At 55.0% G+C, this 17,410-nt stretch carries 6 protein-coding genes; all 6 read left to right on the top strand.

Features of this window, described 5'->3' with window-relative positions; genetic code table 11:
• Window positions 1–200: 200 nt before the first annotated feature.
• The 6 genes from AC6I8E_RS11495 to AC6I8E_RS11470 all read left to right on the top strand — a co-directional run bounded on the left by AC6I8E_RS11495 (window position 201) and on the right by AC6I8E_RS11470 (window position 17,401).
• A complete protein-coding gene (locus AC6I8E_RS11495) occupies window positions 201–1,610 on the top strand; it encodes an EmmdR/YeeO family multidrug/toxin efflux MATE transporter (RefSeq protein WP_013358314.1) in 1,410 nt (469 codons plus the stop codon).
• A 196-nt stretch (window positions 1,611–1,806) separates the two neighbouring features.
• Window positions 1,807–2,919 (top strand): lactonase family protein, encoded by a 1,113-nt coding sequence (locus tag AC6I8E_RS11490; protein WP_147790137.1) that lies wholly within the window; start codon window positions 1,807–1,809, stop codon window positions 2,917–2,919.
• Window positions 2,920–3,063: 144 nt separating this feature from the next.
• Window positions 3,064–3,219, top strand: coding sequence for a hypothetical protein (locus tag AC6I8E_RS11485; protein WP_010670871.1), 156 nt, complete (start codon window positions 3,064–3,066; stop codon window positions 3,217–3,219).
• Window positions 3,220–3,627: 408 nt separating this feature from the next.
• A complete protein-coding gene (locus AC6I8E_RS11480; protein ID WP_147790138.1) occupies window positions 3,628–5,295 on the top strand; it encodes a ShlB/FhaC/HecB family hemolysin secretion/activation protein in 1,668 nt (555 codons plus the stop codon).
• Between the two features lie 15 nt (window positions 5,296–5,310).
• The gene (locus AC6I8E_RS11475; RefSeq protein WP_497823996.1) at window positions 5,311–17,166 is read left to right on the top strand and encodes a hemagglutinin repeat-containing protein; all 11,856 of its coding nucleotides are present in this window, start codon (window positions 5,311–5,313) and stop codon (window positions 17,164–17,166) included.
• Complete coding sequence (locus AC6I8E_RS11470; RefSeq protein WP_497823995.1) at window positions 17,153–17,401, top strand: hypothetical protein; 249 nt, start codon at window positions 17,153–17,155, stop codon at window positions 17,399–17,401. Before AC6I8E_RS11475 ends, AC6I8E_RS11470 begins: the two co-directional genes overlap by 14 nt.
• The last annotated feature ends 9 nt before the right edge of the window (window positions 17,402–17,410 follow it).

The following is a 17,410-nucleotide window of genomic DNA, read 5'->3' as shown; positions in this document are numbered from 1 at the left end:
GTAACGTCCCGGAAATAATCAGGTTTGCTACAGCGGTCAGCCTGATGGGGCAGAATCTGCCGAATCTGAACGAAAAAGTTTGTAACCATGATTAATTTGTCCCGGAAAGACTTTGCATATTTCTCTGCCCACTATCATCATTAGATCTCGTCAGTCTCTTCTGATTTGGTAATCCTTTGCAAAATCCCGGCGTAGCAGTGATGCAGGCGATTAAGCGCACGGCGTGGTACCCGAAACGCCGCTCTTATCGCACGCTCTACTGGCGTGAAATATCGCCATTAGCAGTGCCTATCTTCTTCGAGAACGCCTGTGTGCTGTTGATGGGCGTACTGAGCACCTTCCTGGTCAGCTGGCTGGGCAAAGAGGCGATGGCGGGCGTTGGCCTGGCCGACAGCTTCAACATGGTGATCATCTCGTTCTTTGCGGCTATCGATCTCGGTACCACGGTGGTGGTGGCATTCAGTCTGGCAAAACGCAACGGCAAGCGCGCCCGCGCCGCCACGCGTCAGTCGCTGGCTATGATGACAATACTCGCCTTTGTGCTGGTGATCGCCATTGAGTTCTGGGGCCATCTCATCGTCGATGCCATCGCCGGTGCCGCCGACCCCAAAGTTAAAGCGCTGGCGCTGAGCTATCTGCAGACCTCCGCCTGGAGCTACCCGGCAGCGGCCATCACGCTGATCGGCAGCGGGGCGCTGCGTGGCGCGGGTAACACCAAAATCCCGATGCTGATTAACGGCGGCATGAACATCCTCAACATCATCATCAGTAGCGTGCTGATCTATGGCTGCTTCTCGTGGGACGGTTTAGGGTTTATCGGTGCCGGACTCGGGCTGACCATCACCCGTTATATCGGGGCGATCGCGGTGATTTACGTGCTGATGATCGGCTTTAACGCCTCGCTGAAGATCACGTTGTCGAGCTATTTCCGGCGCTGGAACAGCAGCATTCTGATGGAAGTTTTAGGTATAGGCGTGCCTGCCAGTATCGAGTCGGTGCTGTTCAATGGCGGTAAATTGCTGACGCAGGTGTTTGTGGCGGGCATGGGCACCAGTGAGATTGCCGGTAACTTCATCGCGTTCTCGGTCGCCTCGCTGATCAACCTGCCGGGCAACGCGCTGGGTTCAGCCTCAACCATCATCACTGGTACCCGTCTGGGAAAAAATCAGGTCTTCCAGGCGGAGCGTCAGGTGCGGCATGTTTTCTGGCTGGCAACGGCGTGCCTGAGCGCGATAGCGCTGCTGACGGTGCCGCTGGCCGGGTTGCTGGCGCGGTTCTATACCAGCGACCCGGAAGTCATCAACGTAACGAAACATCTGCTCTGGCTGAATGCGCTGTTTATGCCGCTCTGGGCCGCATCATGGGTGCTGCCGGCGGGCCTTAAAGGCGCACGCGATGCGCGTTACACCATGTATGTGTCGATGTTCAGCATGTGGTGCGCGCGCGTGGTGGTCGGTTATCTGCTGGGCATCCAGCTTGGCATGGGCGTCACCGGCGTCTGGCTGGGGATGTTCCTTGACTGGACGGTGCGTGGCATCTTCTTCTGGTGGCGACTTAACAGCGGCAAGTGGCTTAACCGCTACTATAAAATGATCGCGAAAACCGGGTAGCAGCATGTATATGCCTTCTCCTTTCACCGGGGGAAGGCATCACCTCTCAGACCCCGCCTTTTAAAATAACATCTCCGTCACATCTCCAGGCTTTCAGGTATAATTTCAGTCAGTTGCACAAAGCCAGTCTTATCAGACAGGGTTAGCGTAATTCCTGCTGCGCATTGACGCAGACACTACTTATCAAGGTGACCCTATGATCCGTCTGAAAACGGCGCTGGCACTTCTGCCGCTGCTGTGTTGCCCCCCGCTGTGGGCGACAACCTTTGTTTATGTGTCGAATGCCGAATCCGGCACGGTATCCCGCTATCAGCTCAGCGAGGCGAATGGCAGCCTGCAATGGCGGGGCGATACGCCCGCCGGGAAAAAGATTATGCCGCTCGCGGCCAGCCCGGATGGTAAACATCTCTATGGTGCGCTGCGCTCGCCGCCTTACGCAATCATCAGCTGGCGCGTCACCCGTCCACACGGTGATCTGCAGAAACTGGCGGTGACGCCGGTTACGGCCAGCTTTCCCTGGATCACTACCGATAAGCGCGGGCGCTACCTGCTGGCCGCCTCCTATGACAGCGATATCGTCACCAGTAACCGGATTGATGACAAAGGCATTGTGACCACGCAGGTCACCGGCGAAGTGAAAACCGGGCCGCATGCCCATTCGGTGATCACCGACGTCAGTAATCATTCGCTCTATGTTGGCAACCTTGGCGCTGATCGGGTACTGCAATATGCCTTCGCCAGTGACGGGGCCATCACGCCGCTGGGTGCGGGATTTGTGCAGGGCGAGAAGAACAGCGGCGCACGGCATTCCGTGATTTCACCGGACAATCGCTTTCTCTATAACCTTGCAGAGATGAGCGGCACCATTACGCAGTTCCGGCGTGCGGCCGATGGCACGCTGACGCCATTAAAAACCTGGCCCAACGCGGTAGCGAAGAAATATAACCTGCAGCATGGCGAGCAGCGTCCTGCGGGCTACAGCGATCCGACGCCGCGCATCTGGGCGGCAGACATTAAAATCACGCCGGATGGGCAATTTATCTATGTGACCGAGCGCACCTCCAGCACTGTCAGCGGTTACCGGGTCGATAAGCAGTCGGGTGAGTTAACACTCGTCAGCAACTGGCCGGTGGAAAAACAGCCGCGCAGTATCGCGATCGATGCACAGGGCAAATGGCTGATCGTCAGCGGAGAGAAGAGTGCGGTGATTGGCAGCTACGCCATTGACTCCGCCAGCGGCGAACTGAAACGCGTCGCTGAAGCGCCAGCGGGTAAAGGTGCGAACTGGGTGACACTGATAACGCAGTAACCGGCCAGTGTCTCGCGGCGGCTGATTGTGTACCAGGCAAGGTGCGTTATGCCATTTTCGGCATAAGCAGCGCAGAAATTTTTGGTTCTGATCGGGCGCATAAGCGGGTTTACTCAGGGCATCAACTGATGCGGAGATCCCGAGATGAAACAGAAACTGATAGCCTGGTTTGAACAGCTGCTGAGCGGCCCTGTGGCGAGTGAACGTGTGCATGATATTAATGTCGAACTGCTGCTGCCACTGAGCCAGCTGTATGGACTGGAATACTATCCGGCAGTGCATCGCTACCATGAAAAATAATGTTTGCTGTGTTTTATCCGGTTAAAGGCCCGCTACTTTGCGGGCCTTTTTGCATTCAGGGCAGAGTGTCATTTGAAACCTCATCTCTGATCACGAAGATATCGCCATCACTGCTTTTAAACCTGTTAATACCTGCGTACTGCTATAAGTAACAATAATCCCGCGCGTATAAATATTTATGCATGCAGGACAATACTTTCATTCCCTTAACAATCAAAAAGAGCGGCATCCTGCGAAAGTTGCAAGACAGCTGTGAATTTGATTTAAGGATTAATTATTTACGGATAATTTCACTTTTTCCGAAATTACATCTTTTTTTCAAGTCAATAAGGAACTTCTGATTGTTAAGGTGGTAGTCTGCACGCCTTTCCTTACACAAAACTTACAATAAGTGCCGTTAATACTTCGATGAAAATGCCTCATACAGGGAAGTGGCTGGTTTTCGGAGCCAGTTTGTTTATCAGCAATCTCATGGCTGCGCCGGTTACGCCCGGTGATCTTGACCTTATTCAGAATCAGCAGCAGCAGCGTCTGCAACAGGATCAGCAGCAGCGCGATGCGTTAACGCAGGCGCATCAGGTTGAACTGACAAAAAACCTGTCAGCTCCCGCCAGCGGTCCCTGCTTTGATATTCGTCAGATTACCCTGCAACAGGCGACGTTAATTACGCCAGATAAGCAGGCGAAACTCGTCGCGCCTTATATCAATCAGTGTCTGAGTCTGGCGCGCATTAATCAGCTGGTACGCGAAATATCAGAATGGTACGTCCAGCGCGGCTATATCACCAGCCGGGCATTCCTGACAGAACAGAATCTGTCGCACGGCGTTTTAATTATCACCGTGCTGGAGGGACGGCTGGAAGAAATTCGGTTGCAGGATGCCCGTTCACGTCAGTTGAAAATGGCATTCCCGACCGGTGCCGGTCGCATTTTAAATTTACGCGACATTGAACAGGGTATGGAGCAGATAAACCGGCTGCGTACCACGCCGGTTCAGATTGAAATCATCCCGTCAGCTAAGCCCGGTTATTCCATTGTCAATCTGACCAGCACACCTGAATTCCCGCTGACGCTGGGGCTGAATATAGACAACAGCGGCCAGCGAACGACAGGCACGGGTCAGCTTTCCGCCTCGCTGGTGGGTAATGACCTGCTGGGTATTGCCGATCGCTGGTTTGTCAGCGGCGGTCGCAGCAGTGCGTTCAGCGACTGGCGTGACGCGCAAAATTTCCAGGCGGGCGTCAGCGTGCCTTATGGCTATGGGCTGCTGGATTACAGCTATAGCTGGAGCAACTATCACAGCCGCTTTAACGCCAATAATTTCGACTGGTATAGCAACGGCGATAACATCTCTAACCGCCTGAGCGGCTCATGGGTGCTGTTCCGCAACGGGCAAATCAAAACCGGCGTTCAGCTCGGGCTGAACCATTATGTCAGCCATAACTGGCTGAACCAAACGCTGTTGCAAAGCAGCAGCCGCAAACTGACCAGTCTGCAGATCGGCTTTAACCATACACAAAAAGTCGCGGGCGGGGTGGCCACGCTCAACCCGATGCTGAGTCGCGGGATGCCCTGGTTTGATGCCGAAAGCGACAGCGGTAAAAATGACGATCTTCCCAAAGCTCAATTCCGCAAATGGAGTGTCAGCAGCAGCTATCAGCGTCCGGTGACGCAGAAAATGTGGTGGCTGAGTAGTCTGTATGCCCAGTGGTCGCCCGATCGGCTGTATGGCAGCGAACGTCTGACGATCGGGGGTGAGAACTCGGTTCGCGGCTACAAAGAACAATATCTTTCCGGCGATGTTGGCGGCTACCTGCGCAACGAACTCAACTACACGCTGTTTACCCTGCCAGCTATTGGCGAGGTCAGTACCACGCTGGCGCTGGATGGTGGATGGCTTCAGAGCGACAAACAGGATCGCTACGCCGCTGGCACCTTGTGGGGCAGCTCGCTCGGACTGGGTACCCGAAATGCGCACGTCTCGACTCAGCTGTCGCTGGGCATTCCTGTCAGCTATCCCGATTACCTTGCGCCTGATCGCCTCAGTGTGTATGCGCGTATTGGAGTCGTTTTTTAAATAAAGGCCCCGATTATGGATGATCAATTAACGCTTTCACTGCCGCGGCGTCTGCTGAGCTATCTCATCTGCTCACTGATCGCTTTTCAGCCCCTGCTGCCTGCCTTTTCAGCCGCGATTACGCCTGCTACACAGGGTACCCAGGTCGATGCTGCCGGTAATGGCGTGCCGGTTATCAACATCGCGACGCCAAATGCGTCAGGTCTGTCGCACAACCAGTATCAGAATTACAACGTCGGCCAGGAAGGGTTGATCCTGAATAACGCGACCGACCGGTTAACGCAGACGCAACTCGGTGGACTCATCCAGAACAACCCGAATCTGAAAGCAGGGCAGGAAGCCCGGGCAATCATCAACGAGGTGGTCGGAGCCAACCGTTCGCAGCTTCAGGGCTACACCGAAGTGGGGGGTAAAGCGGCCAACGTGATGGTCGCTAACCCTTATGGCATCACCTGTAACGGCTGCGGCTTTATTAATACGCCAAATGTGACGCTGACCACGGGTAAACCTCAGCTTGATGCACAGGGCAATCTGCAGTCGCTGGAAGTGACCAAAGGTGCCATCAGCATTGAGGGTAAAGGGCTGGATGGCAGCCAGGCCGATGCGGTTTCGATCATCGCGCGCGCAACAGAAATCAACGCGGGCATTCATGCCAGGGATCTCAATGTGACGCTGGGCGCAAACCGGGTTGGCGCAGATGGCAGCGTGACACCCATTGCCGGTGAGGGTGCTGCGCCATCGGTCGCCGTCGATACCGGCGCGCTGGGTGGCATGTACGCCAACCGCATCCATCTGGTCTCCAGCGAAAACGGCGTCGGCGTTAATCTCGGTAATCTGAATGCCCGGCAGGGCGATATGGTGCTGGATGCGCAGGGTCGGTTAAGCATTAACAATAGCCTGACCAGCGGCACGCTGACGGCAAAAGGCAGCAGCATCGCCCTGCAGGGAGAACATAAAGCGGGTGGCAACGTCGCGCTGACAGCGCAGCAGGATATTGCTTTAACGGGCGCAAAACTGGGTAGCGACACGGCGCTCGACCTGAACAGTCAGGGGCAGATAACGCTTAAAGGCAGCAGCCTGACGGCAGGCCAGACTGCCCGTCTCAGCGGCCACGCTCTGGATATTGATAACAGCAGCAGCGGCAATGCGGCAGACGCGATGCAGCTCTCTGCCAACGCGCAGCTACAGAATAGCGGTCAGATGACAGCTGGAAAGAAACTTGATCTTCAGGCCGCACAGATCATCAACAGTGGCAGCCTGATCAGTCAGGGTGACCTGCAGGTTCGCACCAGCACGCTGCAGCAGCAGGGTATGTTACTGGCTCAGGGTAATAACAGTGTCGTTGCCGGACAGCTCAGCAATGACGGTGAGATCAGCGGCAGCAGCCTGAACATTCAAAGCAGGGCAATCAATAACGGGGGCAGGCTGTTAAGCACTGGCGATGCGCTGATCAGCGCGGACAGCGTGCAGCAGCGCGGCACCCTTTCAGCCAGCAACATTAATCAGCTTAACGTTACCGGCACGCTGAACAACAGCGGTGAAGTGAGCGGGAGCAGTCTGAATATCCACAGTGGATCGCTGCTTAACAGCGGGAATCTGCTGGGCAGTCAGCAGACAGATATTACCTCTGGCATCCTGCAGCAGGATGGAACGCTCTCATCCCAGGGCAGATTGCAGCTGAAAGTCGCCGATCGGTTAAGTAACAGCGGTGAACTGAGCGGAAATAGCCTGGATGTAACCAGCAGCACGCTCGACAACAGCGGAAAAATGCTCAGCAGCGGCGATGCCCTGCTCACTGCTAATCGTCTGAATCAGGACGGCACGCTCTCCGCGCAGGGGAATGCAGCGTTTAATATCGCTGACACCTTCAGCAACAGCGGCAATATGGTCAGTCAGCGTCTGCAAATTGATGCCCCGACACTGATTAACAGCGGCGAGATGATGAGTCATAGCGATGCTGTGATGAACGCCGATACGCTGCAGCAAAACGGCTCTCTCACGGCCCGCGGTGACGCACAGCTGACCGCCCGTGGCTGGCTGGAAAATCAGGGCGCCATCAGTAGTCAGAACGCCCTCATCCTGAACAGCGCGCAGCTGCGCAATACAGGTTCATTAACTGCACCCAATCTGACTCTCACCGCCGGGCATATCACTAATAGCGGCCTGCTGCAGGGCACTAAGCTGCTCTCCTTCCATACCGGGCAGATGGATAACCTGGCTGCGGGTACGATCAGCTCTGACAACGACTTTGCCCTCGCGCTGCCACAGCTCAATAACAGCGGATTGATCAACAGCGGCAAAACACTGACTGTCACAGGCGACCAGCTGAACAACAGCGGAGAGATCAACGCTGCCAGCCTGAGCACCACACTCAAAAACTTACATAATCAGCAGGGCGGTAAATTGCTGGCAGATGATCAGCTCCGGTTACAGGGCGATGCGCTGATCAATCAGGGAACGATGGCTGCCGGCACGCTGAACAGTGATGTCAGTCAGATCACTAACAGCGGAACGGTCCAGGGCGACAAGGCATTGTCGTTGCAGGGCAGCGCGTTAACCAACAACGGCACGCTGCTGAGCGCAGGCCAGCTGAGTGTGAAACACCAGACGCTGGACAACAGCGGACTGATACAGGGCAAGCAGCTGACAGTGAAGGCTGACCACTGGCAGAACAGCGGCAATGCCCTGAGCGAAGCCGACGCCGATCTGCAGAGCGATACCCTGGTCAATAGCGGCAAAATTCTGGGGCAGCAGGGCATCGCACTGAAATCTGACCACACCGATAACAGCGGCTGGCTGATTGCACAGGCGCTGACGCTGCGCGGCGATATGATCAACAGCGGTCTGATTCAGGGAAATCAGCAGATTACGCTGCAGGGCAGCCAGCTGGACAATCAGCAGGGCGGCCAGTTGCTCAGTGACGGTACGCTGGACGGTGACTTTGTTGCTTTAAATAACCACGGTGCAATGCAGGCCGGGGAGATGACATTTAACGCGGGGACGTTGCAGAACGACGGTACCGTTCTTAGCGGAAAAGCATTCACCGCTGTGATTAACGGTGCGCTGACCAACAGCGGCAGTCTGCTCAGCCAGCAGCAGATGAATCTGCAGGCCGCGGAGATTGATAACCAGGGCACCCTGGCGGCGGATAACCTCAGCCTGCATGCGCCAGTGCTCAGCAATGCCGGTCTGCTACAGGGCAACAGCACCTTGATGCTGGATCATCAGCAGCTGCATAACCTCAATGGCGGGCAGTTGATCGCCGGAGGACCGCTGACGCTGACCTTAGATCAGCTGGATAACGCCGGGCTGATGCAGGTTAACGGTGCGCTTGCGGTAAACGGCAACCGTCTTAACAACAGCGGACGCCTGTTGAGTGACAACCTTGATCTTAAGATTAGCGATACGCTGACGAACAGCGGGACGGGTCAGATCGTGACCGGTCAGCAGGCCGATCTGCAGGCACAAACACTCAGTAACAGCGGCCAGATTGCAGCACAGCAACTCAGCGCCAGCGGCAATACGCTGGAAAACGGCGGGCTGCTACAGGGCGACGCGCTGCTGGATGTCGGATTTGCTCAGACCCTCAATCACAACAATGGGCAACTGCTGAGCGGCGATCGGCTGATCGTCAGCGGTGGCAGTGCGACCAATGATGGCAGCTGGCAGGGTCAGCAACTCGACGTCACGCTGGATTCGCTTACCAATCGCGGCAGTATAAATGGCATCAGCGCCTTGCGCGCTGACATCACCAAGGATCTGATCAACAGTGGCACGCTGGTCAGTCAGGGAGAAAGCGACCTGAACGCCAGCACGCTGAGCAACAGCGGCAAAATCATGGCGAACCGGCTGGGGTTACAGACCACCAGCCTGAACAACGACGGTCTGTTACAGGGCAAAACGGCGCTGACTGCTCAGGCCGATAACATCACGCAATCTGCCGGTGGCAAAACGCTGAGCGGCGGAACAATGACGCTCAATGCAGGCCAGATCAACACTCAGGGGCTGCTGCAGGGCGAGCAGGCCACGGTTATTGCGGATAACTGGCTGCATCAGGGATCGCTGCTGGGCAGCAAAGATCTGAACGTCAGCATCAGCAATGAATTGCATAACACCGGCTCCTTGCTGAGCCAGGACAAAGCCCAGGTTGCGGCTGGCACGCTGAACAACAGCGGCTCACTGCTCAGTGAAGGGGCAATGACGCTCAACGGTGCCGCGCTGAATAACAGCGGATCGGTGCAGGGTAAAACCCTGACCATTACCCCCGCCAGCGTGATTAATCAGGGCAGCCTGATTGGTCTCCAGGCATTAACGTTTGCGGCAATGCCACAGGTGAGCGGGCGAATGCTGCTCAGGGCGCTGGCCGCACCAGCACGTCAGCTGATCAATAATCAGGGCGGATCGCTGCTGACGCAGGGCACGCTGAACATCAACGGCGATGACGTTGTGAATAACGGCAGCTGGCAGGGTCAGCAGATCCTGCTGAATGCACGGCAACTGACCAATAATGGCGCGATCCAGAGTGCTGATGCGCTGCAACTGATTCTGGCGGACCGCCTTGATGCGGGCGCGGGCAGCAAGATTTCGGCGAATGGTACGGCGGCGCTACAGGCACTGACGCTGAGCAATCAGGGCGAATGGATAGCCAGAAACCTGACGCTGCGCGGTGACACATTAAACAATAACGGCGCCGTGACCGGTGTAGAGGCGCTGACGGTGGGCCTTAACGGTGCTCTGACCCAGCAGCAGGATAAAACGCTGCTCAGCGCGGGCAGGCTGACGCTTCAGTCATCGTCGCTCAGTAATGCCGGACGCGTGCAGGGCGGCGACCTGCAGATCACCAGTGGCGTGGTGGATAACAACGGGCGCTTACAGGGTGACAACAGCCTGCTGATCAATGCCGGTGGGCGCATCACCAACGGCGGCAACGGTGCCGTGATCACCCAAAACGCCCTGACGCTGACCGCGCCGGAACTGTTCAACTATGGCCTGATTCAGGGCAGTGGCAACGGTGTCGCGACGATTACCGGTTTAACGCAAAATGATGGACGGTGGCTCTCGGGCGGCGCGCAGACACTCAATACATCGCAGTTGAATAACAACGGCTGGTTGCAGGCGTCACAGCTGATTCTCAATGCGACCAATGCCAGCAACAATGGAACGCTGCTGGCCGACGGCCAGGGCACATTTACCGGCAATGGCTTCAGCAACCAGGGCACAGCCCAGGGCGGCAACCTTGAGGTTAATTATCAGCAGGTCAACAACAGCGGTACGCTGCTGGGTAACAACCGGCTAAGTGTGATGGCCGCTCAGGTCGGTCAGCAAGGTAGTGGTCGTCTTTTCAGCGGCGGCGACCTGCTGGTTCACAGCAACGGCTTTGACCAGAGCGGACAGGTGGTGGCGCTGGGTAACGCCACGCTGGAGATCGCGAATGGCTTTACCGGTCGCGATGTGCTGGCGGCGGGCGGGCGACTCACCGTCAGCAGTAATGGTGCGATAGACAACCAGGGCACGATGCAGGGCGGGGCGCTGACGCTGAGTGCAGGCGGCGATCTCACCAATAATGGTCAGCTCACTACCGGTTCGGGTGACAGTGCGTTAAGCGGCAACCGCATCGCCATGAACGGAAATGGCAGCCTGCAGGGTGGCGGTAATATCAGCCTGAACAGCCGCAGTGACATCACGGTTGATGGTTTTACGGGTACGTTGGGCAATCTGACCCTCAGTGCACCGGGCAGCATCGTTAACACCGCGCTGCTCTACGCGGGCGGTAATCTCTCTCTTTTTGCTAACAGCATTAAAAACCAGCGCGGCGACGTGCTGGCCGGTAACAGCCTGTGGATGCAGCGCGATGCTGCAGGAAATGCGAATGGCGAAGTAATCAATACTTCCGGCACCATTGAGTCGCAGGATGGCGATATTACAATTAATACCGGGCACTTAGTGAATCAGTGGGAATCGATTACCGCAGGTGAAACCACCACTGAAAATGTCACCAACAGCTATGGATCGGTTACACCGGGTACGGTTGAACTTCCTCTGAGCCAGTTTGAACGAGGCGAACTGAAATACTACTTTACGGAACACCCGCTTTCACCCGCGCCGCCTTTTATTGCCTGGATCTGGAATATTAAACCTATCCCAGCCGATCTGGATAAGAACAAAGAAATACTCGTCGCCAGAACGACGTCAAGCACGCGCGTAACGGGGCAGGCCGGAAGAATAGCCGCCGGAAGAAATCTTACAGGGCGGGCCAGTACGCTAGACAATCTGGGCAGCTATATCCTTGCCGGACAAAATTTATCGCTTAGCGGTGACATATTAAACAACCAGTCTTATCTATCGGGCACGCAGGCTGTATGGCGAATTTTCAAGCCATCGCCCAGCTACAGTAGTTATAGCTCGGTCAAAAGCGGTAACAGCACGATGCTGACCGATAATATCGATGATTTAAAATCCAGCGGCGCAGGTAAATATACTTATAAGGGGCAGGGGGCAGATTTAGAAGATAGTGTAACTTATGTAGCCACCGAGACTTATCGCACCGAGCAGGCCGCGACAATTCGTGGCGTTGTTCAGGCCAATGGCAACCTTAGCATACAGTTCAATAACGTTATCAATAATAGTGAGTCTCAGGACGTTCGCGGTACCATCACGCCAACACTATCGCGCCCCGCACTCAATACGCTTGTACAACAATCAGTAAGCGGCGCACTTTCCCCGCTTGCCGCGGTTGCCGTTGCTTCGGTTAACGTGGGGAGTCCTGACTGGCGTGACCAAATCACCAGCGCCTTGCAGCAGATTAACGGCGCGACCGGTCTGGATGCCGCAAATGTGTCGCAGACTGACCTGAATACCTATTCTGCCGACCCGCTTCGCCCTACTGAAATTAAGGAGAGAGGGGCCTTGGGTAAGACGCCCTACGATCTTTTACGACAACAGGCAGGAAAACCATCGCTGACCCCGGTTGATACCAGCGCCTATCCATTGCCGCAGGGAAGCGACGGCTATTTTGTTGTCTCCAGTGATGCAAAAAGCCCTTATCTTATTGTTCTTAACCCAAAATTAAAGGAATTGGGTAAGCTCGATGAAAGCTTATTTAGCGAGCTTAACCAGCTGCTGGGAAAACAACCTTCACAAGCCCCGGTAGAAACGTCAGCGGTCTGGACAGATAAAAACACGTTCCTGGGCTCATCATATTTACTGAACAGGCTTAATCTGAAACCGGAATATGACTATCGTCTGTTGGGCGATGCCGCATTTGATACGCGCTACGTTAGTAATACCGTGCTGAGCCAGACGGGAAATCGCTATATCAACAATCTCGGTTCCGATCTTGAGCAGATGCGCTATCTGATGGATAACGCTGCGGCCGCGCAGCAATCGCTGGGATTACAAAGCGGCGTAACCCTGTCTGCAGGGCAGATAGCCTCATTGGATCGCAGTATTCTCTGGTGGGAAGCGGCGACGATTAATGGCGAAACCGTGTTGGTGCCGAAGCTTTACCTGGTTGCGAATGATACCACCATCAATAACGGCAGTGTGATTTCTGGCAAAACCGTCACCGTTAATGCAGGTCAGGTAAGCAATAATGCCAGTACCCTGCTGGCACAGAATACCATGACGCTTAACAGTCAGAACGGTGTTGATAATCTTAACCACGCTCTCATTAAAGCCGGTGATGATTTAAAAATCAGCGCGCTCAATGATATTAACAATATCGGCTCAGCGATCGCTGGTAAGCGGATTGAGCTCGAAAGCATCAGCGGTAACATTAATAATATTACCCAGTTCACGAAAAATGATAACAGCTCAACGTTGAGCCGTTCATTATTTGATGAACAGGGTGAAAAGGCGACAATTAATTCACTCGATAATCTTATCCTCAACGCCGGTAAAAATATCATGAATCGTGGCGCATCGATTCAGTCCGGCGGCGATGCTTTACTTAATGCGGCTGGCGATGTGTCGATCGTTGCTAACGTTATCGATACTTCTTTTGATAATGGCTGGCGAAGTTACATCAGCAGAACTTCCGCCGCCTCCAGCCTTGAATCAACTGGCGCAATGAATATTAAGGCGGGTCGCGACGTGACCGTCACGGCCAGCGGCCTTAGTGCGGGAGGCGATGCCGCACTCACGGCCGCCAATGATCTCAATCTCAATGGAGTAAGCACCAGCCAGAACGATAGTCAGGGGCGGGATCAATCCCATGCAACCGGTGTGGATCGCACTACCATTAGCAGCGGCGGCAATCTGGTGTTAACCGCCGGACGTGACCTTACCAGTGACGCAGCGGCGATTGTGGCGGAACAGGATATTGCCGTACAGGCAGGGCGTGACGTCAATCTGCTGGCAGCTGAAACGGGTTCTGGTAATAGCTACAAATCCGGCAAAAAGATCGAGATCAATGAGTCAGTACGCCAGCAAGGCACTGAAATTGCCAGCGGTGGGAGTACGACGGTTAAAGCGGGTAGGGATGTTAACAGTGAAGCGGCTCAGGTTACCGCCAGCGGTAATATCGCGGTGGGTGCCGGACGTGACATCAGCCTGACTACGGCAACTGATAGCGATTATGCCTACAAAGAAGAGACCAAAACCAAAAAAGGATTTTTGAGTAAAAAGACTACCCATACCATAAGCGAAGACAGTAACACCCGTGAAAATGGCACCCTGCTGAGCGGCGATAATGTCACGCTTAATGCGGGCAACAATTTACTTGTCCAGGGTTCACAGGTCGTTGGCGATGGCACCGTAGCGCTCAAAGCCGGTAACAACGTAGATATTGTTGCTGCGACCAATACAAACTCAACCTGGCGTTTTTCAGAAACAAAGAAAAGCGGCCTGATGGGAACCGGCGGCATCGGCATCACGGTGGGCAGCAGTAAATCGGTCCATGACTTACGTGACAAGGGCACCACTCAAAGCCAGAGCGCCAGCACTGTTGGCAGCACGGGCGGTAACGTCAGCATTGTTGCGGGTGAACAGGCTCATGTCAGCGGCTCAGATCTGGTGGCGGGACGTGACCTCGCCATTACCGGCGACAGCGTGATCATCGATCCGGGTCATGATAAACGGATTCATGATGAACTGTTTGAGCAGAAGAAGAGCGGGCTGACACTGGCGTTATCCGGGGTGGTAGGTGAAGCCATTAATAACGCGGTTGCGGCGGCGCAGACATCGAAAAAAGAGAGTGACGGTCGCCTTGCTGCCCTGCAGGCTACCAAAGCCGTGCTTTCAGGCGTGCAGGCCGTGCTGGGCGGGCAGCTGGCGGAAGCGAGCGCCGATCCTAACAACGGCCTGGGCGTCAGCCTTTCCCTGACCACACAGAAATCAAAATCGCAGCAGCATCAGGCGTCCGACAGCGTCGCAGGATCCACGCTCAATGCCGGTAAGAACCTTTCCATTACCTCTGCCGGTAAGGGCAGTGGCGAGCACAGCGGCGACATTCTTATTGCCGGTAGCCAGCTGAAAGCTGCAGGTAATAGCAGCCTCAATGCTGCCAGGGACATTTTACTCAGCGGGGCGGCCAACACTCAGGAAAGCAGCGGTAAAAACAGCAGCAGCGGCGGCGGCGTGGGCATCAGTTTTGGTGCCGGACAGGGCAGCGCGGGTATCAGCATTTTTGCCAGCGTTAACGGCGCTAAAGGTAAGGAGAGCGGCAACGGTACGCGCTGGTCTGAAACCACCCTGGACAGCGGCGGCAGGGTAAGCCTGAACAGTGGAAGAGATACCACGCTCAACGGCGCGCAGGTCAGCGGTAATCAGGTGACGGCCGATGTGGGCCGGGATCTGACCATCACCAGCCAGCAGGACAGCGACCGTTACGATTCAAAACAGACTGGCTACGGCGCGGGCGGCAGCTTTACCATTGGTTCGATGACGGCTTCCGGGTATGCCAGCATCAATCAGGATAAAATGCACAGCAACTATGACAGTGTGCAGGAGCAAAGCGGTATCTATGCCGGTAAAGGCGGCTTCGATATCACCGTCGGCAATCACACGCAGCTTAACGGCGCAGTGATCGCCAGCCAGGGTGATGCCGCAGACAACCGTCTGGATACCGGCACGCTGGGCTTCAGCGACATCGGTAACTCTGCTGATTATAAAGTCAGTCACAGCGGCGGCAGCATTGCGCTGTCGAATGGCGCCGGCATGGGTAAACAGATGCTTGCCAATGCCGCCTCCAACAGTGCCAGCACGCTGTTATCGGGTCTGAATAATAAAGGGCACGCCGAAGGCACCACCCAGGCCGCCGTGGCAAATGGCACAATCATTGTCCGCGATCAGAACAGGCAGACCCAGGACGTATCGGCGCTCAGCCGTGATACCGAACATGCCAACGACAGCATCAGCGCGATCTTTGACAAAGAGAAAGAGCAGAAGCGACTTCAGACCGCTCAGTTAGCCGGTGAAATCAGCGGCCAGATGACAAATATCGTCACGACCATGGGCGATATCAAAGGCCTTGAGGAGGCGAAGAAAAGCGCTGCACCGCTGAAGGAAAATGCCAGTGAGGCAGAACGGACGAAATGGCTGGGCGAACTGAGACAAAGTGACGCCTATCAGAAAGAGATGAAGCAGTGGGGTATCGGCAGCACGTCGCAGAAGGTCGCACAGACGGTCGGCAGCATCCTGACGGGGCTGGTGACCGGCAATGCAGGTCAGGCGGTCGCAGGCGGCCTTAATCCGTGGGCAGCGCAGCTGATTAAGAAGGAAACGACCGACGCTTCCGGCAACGTTGATGTGGCAACCAATGCCATGGCGCATGCGGTGTGGGGTGCGGTATCATCGCAGATGTCCGGGGGAAGTGCGGCGGCGGGTGCGGCGGGAGCATTCAGCGGTGAACTTGCTACCCGCTACATCGCAGAGAAATACTGGGGCGCGGACACGCCGGAGAAGATAGCGGCACTGGGGCAGGAAGACCGTGAGCAGCTGAGCCTGCTGGGCACTCTGGCGGCAGGACTGGCGGGCGGCATGGTGGGTAACAGCAGTGCTGCGGCGACGAGCGGCGCGGTGGCCGGGAAGAATGCGGTTGAGAATAACTTCCTGAGTGTCACATCTTCCGACAAACTGGATAAGGCGATTGAGAAAATCAAACAGGGAGATAAATCACTGGCGGCGGCTAATGAGCTGATAAAGCTTGAAAATGCCGACAAACGCAGCGATGCACTGGTCTCTAAATTCACTAAAGACCCGTCGCAGATGAACAGCACAGAACGGGCTGAGCTGGCGGGTTACCTGCATGTTTATGCTGCTGAGATGGAAAAAGAATATGGCTCAGCGGTATCACAGGAACTGGTGAAAGGGTTGTTGTCGGGTCAGGACTATGTGAAACGGAATCCAGACTCTGAAGCGATGAGCAAGGCTCAGTCGATAATAAATACTTGGGGTTACCATAAATCGAATGCCAGCATCGGCGATGCGCCACTGATATTTGGTGGAAGCGTGCTGGGGGTAACTGTGAAAGGTATGGCGGCTAATGCAGCAATCGGTGTGGGAGTTAATGCTGGCGTTCAGCTTGCCGGAAAAGATCCGTTCAGTTACGTCGATGTCATTATGGCGGGAGTCACAGCAGCCGCGACAACCGGGAAGGGCATTATAGTTTCAACCCCTGTCAATGTGGGCGGCGCGGTGGTTGGGAGCGCGATAAAAGGTGAAGATCCTACAGGTTCAGCCATTGCCGCTGGGGCTGGCTCCATATTTGGAGGAGTGGCCGGAAAGGTTGCTACAGAACAGTTGAAACCTGTGGTCAAAGAAGGAAGTGCAGAAATTATAGGGACAGTTACAGGTGGAACTGTGAGCGAGATTACAGGAAAAAATGTACAAGATGCTCTGAATAATGCAGGTGACAAAAATGGAAAAAATTAACATCAAGGATCTATTTATATTGATTTTTTATTGTATGTGCATTCTTTGTTGCGCTGTAATGCTCGCATATTTAATAGCACCTACGATAATCTATTTTAAAGTAGGTATTTTCAATATCGACTGGGAAATAGTTCTACCTGATACTCTTAAAAAAGGCTGTATCGGCGGGATAATACTCGGTATCGGTATTTGGCTCAAAGGCAAGTTAAGAGAAAGGCAGGGCAACAAGGGTTGAGAATAATGC

The organism is Pantoea sp. X-Soil-YNGN-785 (assembly GCF_059730585.1).
Note: the sequence above shows the minus strand (reverse complement) of the source record. Positions and strands in the feature narration are given on the sequence as shown.